Annotated in this window: 11 protein-coding genes; 4 read left to right on the top strand and 7 right to left on the bottom strand. The window is 63.1% G+C overall.

Going from position 1 to position 16,258, the window contains the following annotated elements; genetic code table 11:
* Window positions 1–26 precede the first annotated feature (26 nt).
* Window positions 27–530, top strand: a complete 504-nt coding sequence (locus BJQ95_RS06195) for a hypothetical protein (RefSeq protein WP_130177791.1) — start codon at window positions 27–29, stop codon at window positions 528–530.
* A gap of 148 nt (window positions 531–678) precedes the next feature.
* Here the strand turns inward: BJQ95_RS06195 and BJQ95_RS06190 are convergent, their stop codons facing one another.
* From BJQ95_RS06190 to BJQ95_RS06160, 7 genes are read right to left on the bottom strand one after another with little or no spacing between them, the layout of a single operon-like run.
* Entirely contained in the window at window positions 679–1,503 is an 825-nt protein-coding gene (locus tag BJQ95_RS06190) for a hypothetical protein (protein WP_130177790.1), read from the bottom strand.
* Between the two features lie 28 nt (window positions 1,504–1,531).
* Window positions 1,532–2,734, bottom strand: a complete 1,203-nt coding sequence (locus tag BJQ95_RS06185; protein ID WP_240694748.1) for a GTPase — start codon at window positions 2,732–2,734, stop codon at window positions 1,532–1,534.
* Window positions 2,731–3,354 (bottom strand): hypothetical protein, encoded by a 624-nt coding sequence (locus tag BJQ95_RS06180; RefSeq protein WP_130177789.1) that lies wholly within the window; start codon window positions 3,352–3,354, stop codon window positions 2,731–2,733. The genes BJQ95_RS06185 and BJQ95_RS06180 overlap by 4 nt, the downstream gene beginning before the upstream one ends.
* 57 nt (window positions 3,355–3,411) lie before the next feature.
* Complete coding sequence (locus tag BJQ95_RS06175; RefSeq protein WP_130177788.1) at window positions 3,412–6,600, bottom strand: type I restriction endonuclease subunit R; 3,189 nt, start codon at window positions 6,598–6,600, stop codon at window positions 3,412–3,414.
* Window positions 6,601–7,827 (bottom strand): restriction endonuclease subunit S, encoded by a 1,227-nt coding sequence (locus BJQ95_RS06170; protein ID WP_130177787.1) that lies wholly within the window; start codon window positions 7,825–7,827, stop codon window positions 6,601–6,603.
* Window positions 7,820–9,457, bottom strand: a complete 1,638-nt coding sequence (locus BJQ95_RS06165; RefSeq protein WP_130177786.1) for a class I SAM-dependent DNA methyltransferase — start codon at window positions 9,455–9,457, stop codon at window positions 7,820–7,822. Before BJQ95_RS06165 ends, BJQ95_RS06170 begins: the two co-directional genes overlap by 8 nt.
* On the bottom strand, window positions 9,457–11,610 hold the full coding sequence (locus BJQ95_RS06160; RefSeq protein WP_256041547.1) for a hypothetical protein: 2,154 nt from the start codon (window positions 11,608–11,610) through the stop codon (window positions 9,457–9,459). The genes BJQ95_RS06165 and BJQ95_RS06160 overlap by 1 nt, the downstream gene beginning before the upstream one ends.
* Window positions 11,611–11,863: 253 nt before the next feature.
* Between BJQ95_RS06160 and BJQ95_RS06155 the strand changes: the two genes are divergently transcribed.
* The 3 genes from BJQ95_RS06155 to BJQ95_RS06145 all read left to right on the top strand — a co-directional run bounded on the left by BJQ95_RS06155 (window position 11,864) and on the right by BJQ95_RS06145 (window position 16,112).
* Window positions 11,864–12,394, top strand: a complete 531-nt coding sequence (locus tag BJQ95_RS06155; RefSeq protein ID WP_130177784.1) for a hypothetical protein — start codon at window positions 11,864–11,866, stop codon at window positions 12,392–12,394.
* A gap of 68 nt (window positions 12,395–12,462) precedes the next feature.
* Window positions 12,463–13,479, top strand: a complete 1,017-nt coding sequence (locus BJQ95_RS06150; protein WP_165384924.1) for an Ltp family lipoprotein — start codon at window positions 12,463–12,465, stop codon at window positions 13,477–13,479.
* A gap of 146 nt (window positions 13,480–13,625) precedes the next feature.
* Entirely contained in the window at window positions 13,626–16,112 is a 2,487-nt protein-coding gene (locus BJQ95_RS06145; protein ID WP_256041546.1) for a DEAD/DEAH box helicase, read from the top strand.
* The last annotated feature ends 146 nt before the right edge of the window (window positions 16,113–16,258 follow it).

The raw sequence follows: 16,258 nt of genomic DNA, 5'->3' as shown, positions 1-16,258 counted from the left end.
CCACCCGGCCGCCCTATCTTGACCACATGGAGGACTACGTCCCGCTCTTGCAGACCGGCGTCTGGGTGATCATTGCTGGAATCGTCACATTCGTCTTTCGTAAGGATCTCGCTGCCATACGGCGAGCGGTCGTAGCGCGCCTCGAGTCCGGCAGCTCGCTGAGGGTTGGGTTCTTTGAAATCGGTGAGGAGCTTGCCAAGGTGAAGGATGAGGTGGGTGCGCTGCAAAACAAGGTCAGCGAACTGTTTCTGCTCACGATGTCACCGGCCATGTACGAAAACCTGAGAAAACTGGGCACCGGACGTTTCGGCGCGTTCGTGAAATCGACAGCCCTCGAACGGGAGCTTCGTCACCTTCGCGACATCGGGTACATCCGAATTGACTCGATAGGTCAGCTGCCGAGCGAGGGTTCGCAGCTCAACGACTTCGTGGATGTGACACAGATTGGTGGGGCGTTCATCGAGCTGCGGGAAGGCTGGAGTAGCGTCGCCGTCCGTGGATCATCAAACGTCCACAGGCAGGTGAATTGACGGCCCCGCTCCGGCGAAGAAACTTGCTTTGCGCCCACCGGCGTCTTGCCAACGCTGACCCGGCACTCGCGTCCCAGTCCACCGGCGACGTAGTGCACCGTCTATCGCGGACAAGACTTTTGACTTAAACCCTCGGGCCTTTTGTCCTTCAAGGTGTCCCTTGATCCTTCGCCCACCACAGAAACTGTGCGGCGTGTTGTTGTGTTTGGAAACCATCACCGATGAGAGCCAACAGCAAGTCGTTGCTCCAGATGATGAGCCGGCCTGTTGTCCAAGTGACTCGCTCTGGGTCGGGGAGCTCGAGACCCCAGATGGACCTCGCGATTTCCCGTTTTCCTGCTTCGCCGGTGTACTTGAGGATGGTAAGGAAGCGGTCGGGATAGACGATGCACAAGACCTTGGTCAGCAACGCCTCCTTAAACCCCTTCATGCCGAAAGACTTGGTGTCATGGATCAGGGCCGTCAACCGCTCCTCCAGCTCGACGCTCTCCGGGCCGCGTAGAAGGTACTCCAGAACCTTGCGTACGCGGATGGCGCCGTCTTCGGATCCCATGTCGTTCCAGGCGTCGTTGAAGACGGACATGTTGCCGGGATTGGCACCGATATTCGCGTTAGCAAAGTCTTTGAGGTCCTGAGGGGCGGCGCTCAGCAACCCGTCGGCACTGAACACTCCCTGGTAGTAGTCCCAATACACAGCGACGGCCGGATCTGGGACAGGAACCGCTGTCAAGAATTCCCGTTTGAGGTCCTGAGCCCGGGCAAGGCGTATTGGGTCAACGTCCCCCGGCTTGGGAAACCGTGCCTTGATCGCTGCGAGGGTCGGCGGCGCCGGGGCCTGGAAGGCTGCGGTGCCCCGAGTCCACTCCTCACCGCACGGGCTACAGCGCAACTTTCGTCGTGAGTCTGGCAAGACTTCGACAAGGCTGACGTGGTCGTCTGTCCCGCATGCAGGACAATCCAGATCGAGGATCATAGTTCCCTGTCTGTTTCGGAGATGCCGGTCATGGCTTTGCGATGCGTTGCTCGGTCATCTTGCGGATGACATCGAGGAAGGTCGGTGCGTACTGACCCCATGAGTCACCGATCTTGTCGAGGTCCAGCTTCCCGGTATGAACTTGTTCGCACAAACGCAGCCACCCCTCGCCGATGGCGGCCGTCAGCGCGAATGCAACGCTCGCACCCACAACGCTCCCAGCACCGGGAATGAGCTTGAAGAAGCTACGCGCCAATGCCTGCCCAGTGATCTGAACGCCCAACTGCGCCAGGGCACCCGCGGAGAGCATGGTCTTGAGCTCGAGGTCGTAGATGGCCGCGATACGCCCCATCATGGTTAGTTGGATCGGCGCCAGAACAACGGCATCCGCGACAGGAAAGGGGATCGCGGCGGCACCGGCCGCTGCGGATGCGGCCGCTGCGATGATCGGACGAGCCATCTCCCGCTTCCACGGGAGGTTGAGTCGCTGAGCGATGCGAAAGGCATCCTTCTCGTTCTCCGGAGAGAGTGTGAGGGTTTCCGTGACGAGCTCACCGAGGCCGTGCTCCTTGCCCTTTCCATGCTTTCCCTGCGCCGATGTCAGGATGACGCGTTGGATCGGGATGTCAACCGGCATATCGTTCCCGTCGACGGGGTTCTCGAGCCAGTCGCGGAATTGCTCGACATCGTCCGGTGCCGTGCGCTTACCGGTGACCGGGTTCTTTATCCAGTCCACCTTTGTGAGGACGAGGACGACGGGCAAGCCGGCGGCATCCAGTTCACGGATCATTCCGATGTCAGGTTCGGTGAGCCTGGGAAGCTGAGAGAGCACGCAGTACCAAACGACCGATATCTGCTCGATGGAAGGTCGCTCCGCGACCGTTTTGAGATGGCGCCGGAGGATGTCGACGGGTGCTTCACGCGAACCGATCTCGAAGCCTTCCAGATCCCAAATCCCGAGCGACTCATCGTTGTAGTAGTGAACACCTCGAGTCACGGGGAGGCCCTTGCCGACCTTTGCCAAGTCGCGCCCGAACACGGCGTTGATTAGCGAGGACTTACCCACGCCCGTCCCGCCAATGACCGCGAGATTGAATCGGCCGTATCGGGACTTCGCATCTGCGTTTGCCTCGATAAACGGTTTGTCGTCGATCTCGAGCGCTTTCACCGCGCGTGCTTCTGGCTCCGTCGCCATGGTGGGGATCTCTTTCTTTTCGTTTCGGGATTTCACTGCGCGAACTCGAATTCAAGCGTGATGGTCGGGTCGATGGCGGTAACGATGTTCGTATAGAAAGTGCGCGCTTGCTCCTCGAGCACCGGACGAAGGCCTTCGATGTGCTCCAGCGCGACGTCGTCGGTGAGAAGTTCCTGCGTCAGCTGGAGGGTGTCGATCTCAGGTGTCGCGAAACTGAGCACACCATTGTTTTCGTTGACAACGGAGTACTCGGGGTCGGCGGTTCCGATAAGGATGAAATCCGGGATCGCCACTCGGAACGATTTATCTCCGGTCGGGACGATGGAGACTCCGCGGCCATCAATTCCCACCATGGTGTCGAACTCATACTGAAGCAGCAACGAACGGTCGCTCCACGGAATCACAACGCCATTGATGTCCTGGACCTCACGCTCCGGCTTGAGACCGGTAATGCCCGATCTCACCAGCACGACTTGCTCCTCCAGCTCGACAGACCTGATCACTTGGACTTCTCGTTCCTGGGCGGCACCGAAAAACATCCCCGCCGCCACGCCGGCACCACCCGCGATGCCCCCAACAACAAGGGTGAGGACTAAGAACAGGAGGACCTTCGCCCACACTGGCGTCTTGCGTGGGACAGCGGCGTTGCGGGTCATGTGTGGGCTTCCTGCTCGGATGGTGGTGACGAGATTGTCGGGTGTGGTCTGGGCAAACTAGGCTGCTCGCTCCTCGCTGTATCGAGGAGCCATCGACTCCATCTGCTCCATGACTAGCTTGATGGCCCCAGGCTGGCGGTCCGGCGGATAGCCGTGTTTGACGAGCAGCCGTTTGATCGAGGAGCGCAGCTTGGCGCGCACGTCGTCACGCACGGTCCAGTCGGTGCGCACGTCGCGGCGCATCACGGCCACCAGCTCACGCGCGATCTCGGCCAACACGCCCTCACCCTGCACCTCGACGGCCGAATCGTTCTGCGCCACCGCGTCGTAGAACGCCAGCTCGTCGTGGTTGAGCGGTGGCGCGAATCCGGCGCCGCGATTCGCTTCCGCGGCGACTTCCTGGGCCAGAGCCACGAGTGCGGCGATCACCTCGGCGGAGGTGAGCTGTTGGTTCGTGTACTTGTTCATCACCTCGGAGATCCGGTCCGAGAACGCACGCTGCCGCACAAGGTTGTTCTGAGTTGATCGGGCCGACTCTTCGGTCAGCAGCTTGCGCAGCGCTTCGATCGCGAGCTGCGGGTTTCGGGCCTGCTGCGTCTTGGCGATGAACACCGGGCTGAGATCGTCGAGCGTCGGTTTGGGCATGCCGGCGGCCTCGTAGATGTCGAGCACTCCCCCGGTAGCCATGGCAGATTCGACCAGCACATTGAGCAGCCGCTGGATGTCCTCCGGTACCGGCTCGCCACGCGCCTGCCGGTCGGCGGCGTCGTACTTCGCCATCCACACGCGCACCTCTTCGTAGAGCTGGATCTCCGGGCGGCGCTCCTCCAGGTCCTGCGACCCGGCACCCGAGCATAGCGCCCATGCGCGAGACAGCTGACCCGAGAAGCGCCGGTAGGCGGCAGCGAGAGTTTCGGCGCCCTCTTCAACTTGGTTGCCCGGCGTCGCAACGTCGCGCAGGTAGTTGACCGAGCCGGTCACCGCGTTGAGGTAGCGCTTGGGTCCGGGCTTGGCGAGGTCGGTTTTCCAGTCGTAGCCGGCGAGCATGCCGCGCAGCGTGTCGACGAGCGAGAGCGTGAGCGTGATGGCGTCGTCGACGTCACGTCCGACGGGCTTCTGGTCCTGGTCGGTCTTGGAGTATTCGCGCAGCGCCTTGGCGAGGTTGTCGGCCAGCGGCGCGTACGCCACCAGGAGCCCGTCCTCTTTGCCGCGGAAGGTGCGGTTCACCCGCGCGAGCGTCTGCATCAGCAGCGCGCCCTTGAGCGGCCGGTCCAGGTAGAGCGTGTGCAGCGGCGGCGAGTCGTAGCCGGTGAGCATCATGTCTTTCACGATCACCAGCTGCAGCTCGTCGTCCACGTCCTTGAGCCGGCCCTTGATCACCGCGTTGGCCGAGTCCCGGCGCACGTGGTCGATGACCGGTGGCTTGTCGGATGCCGTGCCGGAGTAGACGACCTTGATGACACCCTTGTCGAGCTCGGTGGAGTGCCAGTCCGGTCGCAGCGCCACGATCGCCGAATAGAGGTTTGCGCAGATCTCGCGGGTGCCGCCCACGATCATGGCCTTGCCAGGGGTCTCGATGAACTTCTTCATCTGGCCGCTCCGGTTCTCCCAGTGCGTCACGATGTCCAGCGCCAGCGCGGCCAGTCGTTCCGGTGCGCCGTAGACAGCGTTGACCACGGCGACGGATGCTTCGATCCGCGCCCGTTCGGTGTCGTCCAACCCGACGGTGGCTTCATCCGCCGCTTCGTCGAGGGTGTCTTGCGTCACGTCCGCTGCCAGGCTCACCTTGATCAGACGCGGCTCGAAGTAGACCGGCACCGTGGCCCCGTCGTCGACGGCGCGGGAGAGGTCGTAGATGTCGATGTACTCGCCGAATACGTCGCGGGTGTTGCGGTCGTCGAACGAGATCGGCGTGCCGGTGAACGCGATCAGGGTAGCGTTCGGCAGGGCGTCGCGCAGGTGCCGGGCGTAGCCGTCGAGGTCGTCGTAGTGGCTGCGGTGCGCCTCGTCGACGGCCACGATGATGTTGCGCCGGTCGGAGAGCAGCGGGTGCTCCGCGCCGGCGTCCTTTTCCGCCTCGCTGCGGCCGAACTTCTGCAGCGTGGTGAAGTAGATGCCGCCCGTGGTGCGGTTGCTGAGCTCGTCCCGCAGCTCGCTGCGGCGCTTGATCTGCTTGGGCTTCTCTGGCAGAAGCAGGCTCGCGGCGAAGGTCTCGTAGAGCTGCCCGTCGAGTTCGTTGCGGTCGGTGATCACCACGACGGTGGGGTTCATCAGCTTCGGATGCCGCGACACCAGGTTGGTGTACAGCTCCATCTCCATCGACTTGCCCGAGCCCTGGGTGTGCCAGACCACTCCGGCCTTGCCGTTGCTCTCTACCGCCTGCACGGTGCTGCCCACGGCCTTGGTGACGGCAAAGTACTGGTGCGGTTTGGCGATGCGCTTGACGAGGCCGTCGGCGCCCTCGTCGAAGGCGGTGAAGGAGCGCATCAGCTGCAGGAACCGTTCCTGGTTGTAAAGGCCGAGCAGCGCGATCTCCATGCCGGTGGTCGCGTCCCAGTCGTTGGTGTCACCGGGCTTCACCGGGGTGCCGTCGTCGTCGATATTCCACGGTGAGAAGTGGTTGAGCGGCGTGAAGGGGGTGCCGTACTTGGCGAGGATCCCGTCACTGGCGAGCGTGAACACGCAGAACCGGAACGCCATCGGAAACTCGCGCAGGTACGTCTGTAGCTGCGCGTGCGCCGCGGCGACGTCGGCCGTCTCACTGCCGGCCTTCTTCAGCTCGATGATGCTCACCGGCATGCCGTTGCAGTACAGCACGAGGTCGAGGCGGCGCTTGTAGTCGCCGCGGATGAGCGTGACCTGGTTCACCGCGAGCCAGTCATTCTCGGACGGTTCGGCGCTGACTAGGCGGATGCTCGGATTCACCTCGGTGCCGTCGTCGCCGACGTAGCTCAGCCGGAACCCGTCTATCAAATAGTCATGGACGCGGTGATTCTCGGTGATGGCGTCCTGCGACTTCGGCGACGCGATCTCGGCGAGCGCCTGCTGCAGGTACTCCCCCGGAACAGTCGGGTTCAGCCGCCGCAGTGCGTCAAGCAGTCGCGGACGAATGAGTAGCTCATCCCAACTGTCCCGCTCCCCGCTGCCCGGCGCGATCTTTTCGCCTGCCGACGGCTGCCAGTCGAGTGGACCTGCTAACAGATCAAGCGCGACGTTCTCCCACTCCGCTTCCGAAAATCCCGCCATTCAGAGCACCCCCTCAAGTACTTTCTCTGCATCCGTCACCCGAAGCTTTCCAGACATGAGCTGCGGAAGGAGCGCGTCACGGGTTGCGGCAAGGGTGCGATTTTCATCAAGAAGTTCTCCACGGAGCAAAGTGTCCGCCCACGTCTTGACCTGCAAGAGCTGTTCGCCCACCAGCATCGGCACGGAGACACCAGCCAACATCGCACCGACATCAAGGTTGGGAAATGCAGTCCCGGACTTGAAGTTCTCGAATCCTCGTCGCTCCCATTCCAGCAACATGGCAAACCAAGCCGATGGCAGGAGATCTTCTCGCCCCGAAATAGGCACGAGTCTCTTTACGAAATTGCTGTAAACGACAGGTAGGTCAAATGCTTCACGAACCCCAGGAGTAATGAGTAGCGTGGGGCCGAGGTGCGATCCCGAACCTGCCGTCCAAATCTCCAAAGAATGCTTTTGAATTCGCCGCTGTGCTTGCACGGGGGTGATCCAACGCCTCGGTGGAGTGACTTCGCGCCTGCGGGCGAGGTCTTCGAGGTCACGGCCACGAAGCGCAAGTACTTCCACAGTCGCGGTTTCCGTGCAGCTATCCTCACCCCAGACTCCCGAGAGACCCACTTCCACTACAGTCCCGAGCGGAACCGACTCGGCTGAGAGAGCAGCCTGCAACCATTTGGCCCTTGCCAATTGAGAGAGCAAATCGACAGCCTTCCTGTTGGCGGATATTTTCTTGTCGATAGCGCCCAACACCTCTGCAATCGCCCGCTGATCCTCCAGGGCTGGAACTGAGATTGGCCAAGATCCCATGGACGAGAGACCAATCCGATTCACGGTTGCACCATGAATCGTGTGCTTCTCAATCACCCCTTTGAACTCTGGGCTGATGTAGAAGTACAGCAGGAACGCAGGGTCGACTACGTCCCGATAAGGCCTAAGAAGAGCCATCCTTCGGCCCAGGCACGCAATAAGACCGGGTGGCATGAGCGCCGCGTCCCCCAGACGCGTTTCATACGAAAACAGTAGATCTCCCTCCTGGGGAGTGACTCGTCGAGTCCACTGCGCGAATTCCTCGGGGGAGACGTGATCAGACTGCGTGAGGTCAAGTCGGCCATCCACAAGGCTGGATATGTTAAGAAAATACGGCCCCACATCAGTGCGTTGGGGAGTCGCATGCGGCCCATCAAAGAGCTCCCCGAGGTCTCCAAATTTGAGACTGATCCGATCAAACATTGACTCGACCCAACTGCATGCGGACGACGTTCGCGAGGCGCTCAGACTGCTCGAACTGGGCGACTAGCTCTTTACTTAGCCGCTCGATCTTCTCGTCAAGCGGCTCGTCGTCCTCTTCGACCTCGGCGGCACCGACATAGCGGCCAGGGGTGAGTGAGTAGCTCGCCACCTTGATCTCGGTGAGGGAGGCCGAGTAAGCGAATCCAGACTCATCTGTGTAATCGAGTGCGGCATCCGTGGTCTCGACTCGCCCCACTACCGAAGATGTACCGCGCCAAGCATGGTACGTGCTCGCGATTTTGGCGATGTCCTCGTCGGACAGTGCCCGCTCGGCACGGTCGACCATGTGGCCAAGTTTGCGAGCATCGATGAAGAGAACCTGACCAGTGCGGTCGATGCTGCCGCCATCGCCTGCTGTCTTGTCGTTGGCGAAGAACCAGGTACACACCGGGATCTGGGTACTGCGGAAAAGCTGCGTCGGCAGCGCGATCATGCAGGAAACGAGGTCCGCCTCGACAAGCTGGGCACGAATGTCACCCTCGCCGCCGGAGTTAGACGACATAGACCCGTTGGCCATCACGACGCCGGCGCTGCCGCCAGGGGCGAGCTTGGAGATGATGTGTTGGATCCAGGCGTAATTGGCGTTGCCGGCTGGCGGCACACCGTACTTCCAGCGCGGGTCGCTTTCGCTGCGGGCCCAGTCCTTGATGTTGAAGGGCGGGTTGGCCATGATGAAGTCGGCCTGTAGGTCGGGGTGCTGGTCGCGTGCAAAGGTGTCGCCCCAACGGCTGGCAAGGTTTCCGTTAAGCCCGTGGATGGCGAGGTTCATCTTGGCCATGCGCCAGGTGCGTTCGTTCAGTTCCTGTCCATAGACGGAGATGTTCGAGCCCTCCTTCTGGTGCGACTCGAGGAACTTCTCAGTTTGCACGAACATGCCGCCCGAGCCGCAGCACGGGTCATAGACGCGACCGTGGGAGGGTTCGAGCACTTCAACAAGCACCCGCACGACGCCGGCGGGCGTGTAGAACTCCCCGCCGCGCTTGCCCTCGGCGTGGGCAAACTTCTCCAGGAAGTACTCGTACACCTCGCCGAGGATGTCCCGGGCCTTGGTGGCCCCGTGGCCGGTGAAGCGGGCCGAGTTGAGCAGGTCGAGCAGCTCGCCGAGGCGGCGCTGGTCCACGTTGTCGCGGTTGTAGATGCGCGGCAACGAACCGGCGAGGGCGGCGTTGTCGGCGGAGATCAGGTCCATTGCCTCGTCGATGAGCAGACCGATCGACTTGGGCGCCTCCCCCGCAACGGCCGCCAGGCCCTTCGCGTTATCGGCGAGGTAGCTCCAGCGGGCACGCGCGGCGACCCAGAACACTCCACGGCCGGTGTACTCGTCGACGTCGTCGATGAGCTGGCTGATCTGGTCCTCGTTGAGACCATCGGATTCGAGCTCGGTGCGGATCTGTTCGCGGCGCTCATCGAAGGCATCCGACACGTACTTGAGGAAGACCAGGCCGAGGATGACGTCCTTGTACTGGGAGGCGTCCATCGAGCCGCGGAGCTTGTCAGCTGCCTTCCAGAGCGTGTCCTTGAGTTCTTTCATGGTCGACGGCAGCGCGGCGACCTTGGTCTTTGGTGGCACTAGGAGATTCCTTCCGGTAGAGCGAGTGAGTCTGAGTCAGATGAGTCGGGGGCGGACGATCCAGGGGCTGCCGCGAGTGTGAGGGTGCCGGCGGTGACGCCGGTCATAATCAAGGCGATGAGTTCCTCGAGCTGGGCGAGGCGCTGCTGCGCCTGCTGCTGTTCCGAGCGTACCGAGGCGAGGGCCGCGGCCAACACACCGCGCTGGTCTGGGCTGGCCTGCCGCAGCGGCCAGCGCTGCCACCGCTTGTCGCGTCGGTCTCGGGCGTTAATGTCGGCTGCGGTCACCGCAGCGACCAGCCCGCCGGGTTCGGCAACGTTGATGCGCAGGATACGGGCGGGAAATACCACCACCGAGGTTCCCTCGTCGTCGACTACAGCCGCTGGGTGCGGTGAGGTGCAGAAGATGACGTCACCGGGTTCGGTTACCCGGCCGGCCGGGTAGGCTGCAGCAAACTTCAGTCGGTCGATGCGGCGACCACCGAGCGGCGCCTCACCGAGCAGTTCGGCGGGACCGATCACACGGATGCTCGTGGCCGACCGCCCGGTGGGCTCGAGGTCGATGTCGTCGGCTTCGAGGCGATTGCCGGGGATGTACCGAACATGGCCGTCTGCCAGCAGGTGGGCGACCGTGGCCGCCACGGTTGCGTCTGCAGGTTCGTCAGCGGGTGGCACGGGATGGATGACGAGGCGAGCCAGCGCAGGCACGTCTGCGGGAGTATCCGTTGTGCTGTTTGTGCGGGCAGGCGCATCGCCCGTTAGAACCGCAAGTAGCTCATCGACGCGGAGGGCGAGCTGCGCCGCTGAGCCTGCGGGTGCAGTGGCAGCTCGGGCACCGGCCACGAGGGAATCACGGCTGGCCAGTAGCGTGCGGGTGAGAACGAGCCGGGCGTACCGGAAGGCGTGGGCGCGCACACTGGAACGGTCACCGAGGGAAGCGACGAGGTCGCTCACCAGGTCGTCGATGGCGGCGGGAGTCAGCGGAATCTCGGTGAGGTCGGCGACGAGGGTCCAACGGTCCGCGAGGCTGACCTGGGTGTGAGCTGCACCGAGCACCCAGAGAGCTTGGGGCTGGAGCGGCTTGTGCACGAGCAGCCCGGCGGGCAGGCGAACGACCGCGCGCACCCGACCGGAGCGGAGCAGGGTGGAACGGGCCTCGTCGACCTCGTGGGTCAGGCCGGTGTCGCTGAGCACCCCGGCCGGGGCGATGACGACGGCGAGTTGCTCGTCGGTCATTTGCAGCACGATCTGGTCGATGGCTGAGAGCATCTCGACCGGGGGCATCCCGGCGCAGTGGGAGGGCGGTAGTTGCGCCGTATGCAGGGCGGCACCCTGCACGGCGAAGGCGCCGGATGGCTGCACCGCCAGAGCCTCGCGGGTGATGCCGTGCACGAGTAAGCGGCGGCGCAGCAGCCGGGAGGCATCGGTGTTGTCGTCGGGCGTGGCCACGGTGATGTCGCCGCGGGCGCTCTCGACACGGTGAATGGCAAGGATCACGTCGCTCGCGCTACCCGTGGAGTCAACAATGAAGGAATCGTGCGGTTGACCGGCTCGCAGCGCGGTCGCGACTTCGGCCATCAGAGTTAGAGCGGTGTCACCAAGGGCCGTGTCGCCGAGGGAGCGCAGGTCTAGTCGGAACCGGTCGGCCATCATCCGCTCAAATGCCGGCCCCTCGCCGAAGGCTGCCTCGACGAGGGCGTCGACGTAGGTAGCGAGGTCGGTAAGGGCGGGGCCTGCTGCCACGAGCTCGGCATAGAGGAACGCGTCGTCGGGGTCGTGTTCGTCGGCGAGGTCGAGGAGATCGGCGGCCGACATGGCGCCGAACGAGCGTCCGGACAACGTGCGCAAGGCGAGCAGGGCGGTCACCACGCTGAAGGAGCTCTCGTCGTTGGCCGACGCGTAGTTGAGAGATGCATGCGCGGCGGCATCCGCAGAGGGATCGGGATTGTTTCCGCGCCGGGTATTGGTGAGCCACGTTGCCACCTGACCGGCATTGAAGACGTCCTGCCCGCCTCTCCGGGCGACCGGCTGCGGAAACGGGTTGTCAGTGTGCGCGGACCGTGAGCGCCAGACCGAGACAACCGGTCGCTGCACACGGGCGAGATCGGCGATGTCAGACATCGTCATCAGCAGGGTCTGCTCGGTCATCGTCACGCGGCATCCCCCTACTTGTTGTGTGCACTCAGGTTAGGGCAACTCGGGACTCTGTAGATGAATCAAGTGATAACCCGGCTTATCACTTGAATTCTGGCGCGGATACCGACGTCCGCCCTAGCTTGTTCCTGCACCCGATTCACCCGAAGGAGCGGATGCCGGCGGGCGGCGCACACCTGGGGGAACAGACGTGCACCGCCCGCCACTCTCACCCGCCGTTCCGTAAGTTCTTCGACGAATAGGACCACGCACCATGACCATCGACGAATCCGCTGCTTCTCACGCAGAGACTCAGGCAGGACCCACGAACGCAACCGTGAATCCCTACGCCGGGACCACGCCTTCTCCCAAGCCGGCGCCCACCGTCAGCCGCCGAGAGCTTACGTTCGGCACGGCCGGCATCACCCTCGGGCTCACTGCAGGCGTCGCGGGGTCGCTTTTGATCGGCTCGCTGACGAGCGGAATCACATCGCTGGCACTCAACGACGCGATAGCCGAGGCAGCGTCGAGCTGCGACGTCGAGGCGAACTCTTGGATCGTCGTCGGTGATGAGGGCCAGAGTATTTCGATGCAGAGCAAAGGCGCGGAATCATCCGGCGCCGACTACGCCGACGTCCTCTGCGTTCTGGACGCGCTTGATGTTCCTGACAGCGTCCTGAGTCGAATCGACGCCACCCGAGCGCTCGACGGCCGCCAAGAAGGAGCGTGGAACGACCTCTCAGCTTCCTGGGGATACCACCCCGATAACGGCCTCGACATCGTCATCGACGCATCCGTCAAATAGCTCTCGCCCCGCCAGCACCACGCCAGTCCCTTTGCACGCCCAGCACTCTTAGAACAGGAATACGCACCATGACCGACAGCTCTCAGACTCAGCGCCCGACCGGCGTACCGATCGGCCAGAAGGAACAATCCGTGCCATTCACGGTCCCGCAGCCCCCGCCCAAGCCGGGCGCATTATACGCACCGGTAATCCCCTCTGAGAAGTCATTCCTCGCCACCTGGCTCTTCGCCTGGCTCCTGGGATTCTTCGCGGTGGACCGTTTCTACCTGGGCAAGGTCGGCACCGGCCTGCTCAAGCTCTTCACCTTCGCCGGCTTCGGCGTGTGGTACCTGGTCGATCTGGTCCTCGTGCTCGCCGGCGCACAACGCGACAAACAAGGTCGCCGGCTCGCGGGCTACGACCAGCACAAAAAGGTGGCCTGGATCGTCACCGCGGCCTGGATCGTGCTTGGCGTGATCATCTCGGGTGTGTCCGGTGCCGCCGGCTCTGGGGGCACCACAACGGCTGCCGTTGACAGCGTGGTTGAGCGTGCGGATGACGCGCCGGTCTCCGAAGCCACCGAGGAGGCCACCGAGGAGGCCACCGTCGAGCCCGCTGCCGAGCCGGCGAAGGTGACCGTCCCCGACGTGACCGGGATGACTGCCTCTGCCGCGGTCGCGACCCTCCGGGCCGCCGGGTTCGATGTAGCCGACGCAGAGGACCCAGACGCCACCGTCACCGCCACCACCCCGGCGACGGGCGGGACCGCCGATGACGGCAGCACTGTCACCCTGACCGTCGAGGTGAAGCCGAAGCTCACCCTCCCCCAGCAGAACGCGGTGGGGAAGGCGGAATCCTACCTCGACTACCAGGCGTTCTCCCGCTCGGGCCTCATCTCGCAGTTGGAGTTCGAGGGTTACAGCACTGAGGATGCCACGTTCGGGGTCGATTACATCGCCGCAGACTGGAACGCACAGGCCGGGGCGAAAGCGAAGTCCTATCTCGAGTACCAGTCGTTCTCCCGTGATGGTCTGTACGACCAGTTGATCTTCGAGGGCTTCTCCGACGGGGAGGCGACCGCAGGGCTCGTGGCCGTCGGCTACTGATCGCTGGCTAGCGCGGAAAGCCGCACAACAAGAGCTCGCTCCTGAGATCCCTCAGGAGCGTGTTCTTATGCGCCTTTTGGCCGAAAAGGCCACCAGTATATGGCTGTTTCGAGGAAACGTTCCCGATGCTCGTGCACAATGAGACTGTGGAAGCACCCCATCTGGACGCCGATATTGATGCCCTGAAGCAGCGCATAGCGTCTCTTGAAGCAGACCTGGCCGAGTCCCGTCGCGTTCTACACGATCTGGTCACCAGCCGGGCATCACTCCGCGGGTCAGGGCAGGCGCACACAACCCAGGCGATTGGTGATACGAGTCCGGGGCTTACGGTTCAGGCGAGTGTCCGGCACGATTCATCCGCCGCCGACAAGATCGCGCTCTTCCGATCTCTCTTCGTGGGAAGAAATGATGTCTACGCGACCCGATGGACAAGCAGCAAGACCGGGAAAAGCGGATGGAGCCCCGCGGTGCGCGGCGGCTATTACACCGATGCCATCAGCACCGCCGATCTCCTCCCTCTGTCCGATGAGGTCATCGAACGACATCTGGTGGGCAGCCGCACTCGCGCGGATGGCCTCCACGCCGGCCTCTACCCGATGCTGGAGGACGACACCTGCCGATTATTGGTGTGCGACTTCGACGACGGAACATGGAAGGCCGATGCCGCCGCGTACGCACAGGCGTGTTCTGGCCATGGCGTGAGCTCGGCCACCGAGATCTCCCGTTCGGGTGAGGGCGCCCACGTCTGGATCTTCTTCGCCCAGGCCATATCAGCCCACAACGCTCGGAATCTGGGACTGGCACTGCTCCGAGAGGCTATGGCGATCCGTAGCGGCATGAGCCTAACGAGCTACGACCGCCTATTCCCCTCTCAAGACCTGTTACCTCACCGTTCTCCCGGGAGAATGCGGCTTGGAAACCTGATTGCGTTACCCCTGCAGGGTTCATGCCGGCGCCGCGGAACAACGGTCTTCCTCGATCCAGTCACCTGGATACCGTTCGAGGACCAATTCGCTTTCCTCTCCAGTGTTGTGCCGCTCGAGCCCGGGGTAATGGCCGCGGCAATCAGCACGCTCCAGCCCCTGCGCAACGGTCCGGTCGACGGCAGACCGGGTCCGAACAAGGCCTCGAGGAGAGGCGGGCCCGCTCCGGGCACTGAGCCGACAGCTACTGTCTCGATGCCCACCACCGTCGTGGTCACCGTCAGCTCAGTCGTCTCGATTCCGACTCTCGGCTTACCATCAGGACTCGTCTCGGATCTCAAACACGCGGCGTCGCTGACGAACCCCGAGTTCTATCGCAGACAAGCGCAGCGATTCAGCACCTTCGGCACACCACGGTTCGTGTATTGCTTTGAACACGACGAATCGACACTTCGCCTCCCCCGTGGTCTTCTGGATTCCGTCACACAGCTGATGGCGGCAGCCGGGATCACGATCGACGTCGTTTGGGACATCCCGACCGCTGAAGCCATCGACGTTACTTTTACAGGCGAGTTGACGGCCGCCCAACAAGAAGCCGTGGTTGTTCTGAACCGGTACGACACTGGTGTGCTGGTTGCACCACCGGGCTCGGGAAAGACGGTCATCGCCTGCGCTCTCATCGCTGAACGCGGGCTGCCAACAGCGGTCATCGTCAATCGTGCGGAACTCGTCGAACAGTGGCGCGAGCGGCTGGGTCAGTTCCTTGACGTCGATCCTCGCCAAATCGGGCAGCTGGGCAACGGCCGGCGCAAGCGCACCCACGTGATCGATATCGTGATGCTGCAGAGCATCGCCCACCGCGCGGCGGATCCGACACTCCTGAATCGCTACGGGTTGATCATCGTCGATGAATGCCATTCCCTGGGCGCGGCGGCGACTGAGGCCGCCGTGCGCCAGATCGCGGTGAGGCACTGGGTCGGCCTGACCGCGACGCCGTACCGTGCCGACCAAATGGACGACATCATCACCATGCAGTGCGGGCCCATTCGTCACACGATCGACGACAGCGCGGTCTTCGAACAAGAATTGGTCGTGCATAAGACGACGTTCAGGTCGAGCGCAGCAGACGCGCCCAGCACCGAAATTCAGGCCGTCTACACCGAGCTCTCAGACGATGTCGAGCGCAACCAACGCATTGCGGCAGACGTGCTCGCGGCATATCGAGCGGGACGGAACTGCCTCGTTCTCTCGACCCGAGTTGAACATGTCGCTCGGCTGGCGGAGCTCTTGAAAACGGAGACCGCCGCGGTCTTCGTCCTGCACGGAAAGCTGGCCGCCAAGGAACGGCGCCGGATCCGCACCGACATGTCCGACCGGGACCCCTCCGATCCGTTCATTCTCGTGGCGATCGACAAGATCGCTGGCGAAGGCTTTGACCTGCCCAGCCTGGACACTCTCTTCCTCGCCGTTCCGATGGCATTCAAAGGCCGAATCGTGCAACAAATCGGCCGCATCTCCCGCGCCTCCCGCCCCGCGACAACAAACCCCGGCCCGGCCACGTCACAGGTGCACGACTACTGGGACGCCGAGGTCCCGGTGTTTGATCGGATGTTCCGCAAACGGCAGCGCGTCATGGCCAAGCTCGGCTTCACAGCGACGGGTGAGTCACACGCTGGGCTACCGGCATCGGCCTCGCGACGAGTGCCCTGATGAGCGCAGCCACTCTGTCGGCAGAGGGGCGCCCGGGGTGGCCCTCTCTAGAGTGTGAGAGATATGGGCCCGCCACCTCCCGATAGATTTCTTACGACATAGCTGCTGCCCAGCAGTCCGCCCGACTACGGCATCCAGGTCGACAC

The sequence above is a fragment of the Cryobacterium sp. SO1 genome, assembly GCF_004210215.2.
Lineage (GTDB): Bacteria > Actinomycetota > Actinomycetes > Actinomycetales > Microbacteriaceae > Cryobacterium.
The sequence above is the reverse complement of the archived record's forward strand: the minus strand, read 5'-3'. Positions and strand labels throughout refer to the sequence as shown.

Excerpts from the sequence above, each read along its gene's own strand:
- BJQ95_RS06195 (WP_130177791.1), top strand. The coding sequence starts at position 27 with ATGGAGGACTACGTCCCGCTCTTGCAGACCGGCGTCTGGGTGATCATT.
- BJQ95_RS06190 (WP_130177790.1), bottom strand. The coding sequence starts at position 1,503 with ATGATCCTCGATCTGGATTGTCCTGCATGCGGGACAGACGACCACGTC.
- BJQ95_RS06180 (WP_130177789.1), bottom strand. The coding sequence starts at position 3,354 with ATGACCCGCAACGCCGCTGTCCCACGCAAGACGCCAGTGTGGGCGAAG.
- BJQ95_RS06175 (WP_130177788.1), bottom strand. The coding sequence starts at position 6,600 with ATGGCGGGATTTTCGGAAGCGGAGTGGGAGAACGTCGCGCTTGATCTG.
- BJQ95_RS06170 (WP_130177787.1), bottom strand. The coding sequence starts at position 7,827 with ATGTTTGATCGGATCAGTCTCAAATTTGGAGACCTCGGGGAGCTCTTT.
- BJQ95_RS06155 (WP_130177784.1), top strand. The coding sequence starts at position 11,864 with ATGACCATCGACGAATCCGCTGCTTCTCACGCAGAGACTCAGGCAGGA.
- BJQ95_RS06150 (WP_165384924.1), top strand. The coding sequence starts at position 12,463 with ATGACCGACAGCTCTCAGACTCAGCGCCCGACCGGCGTACCGATCGGC.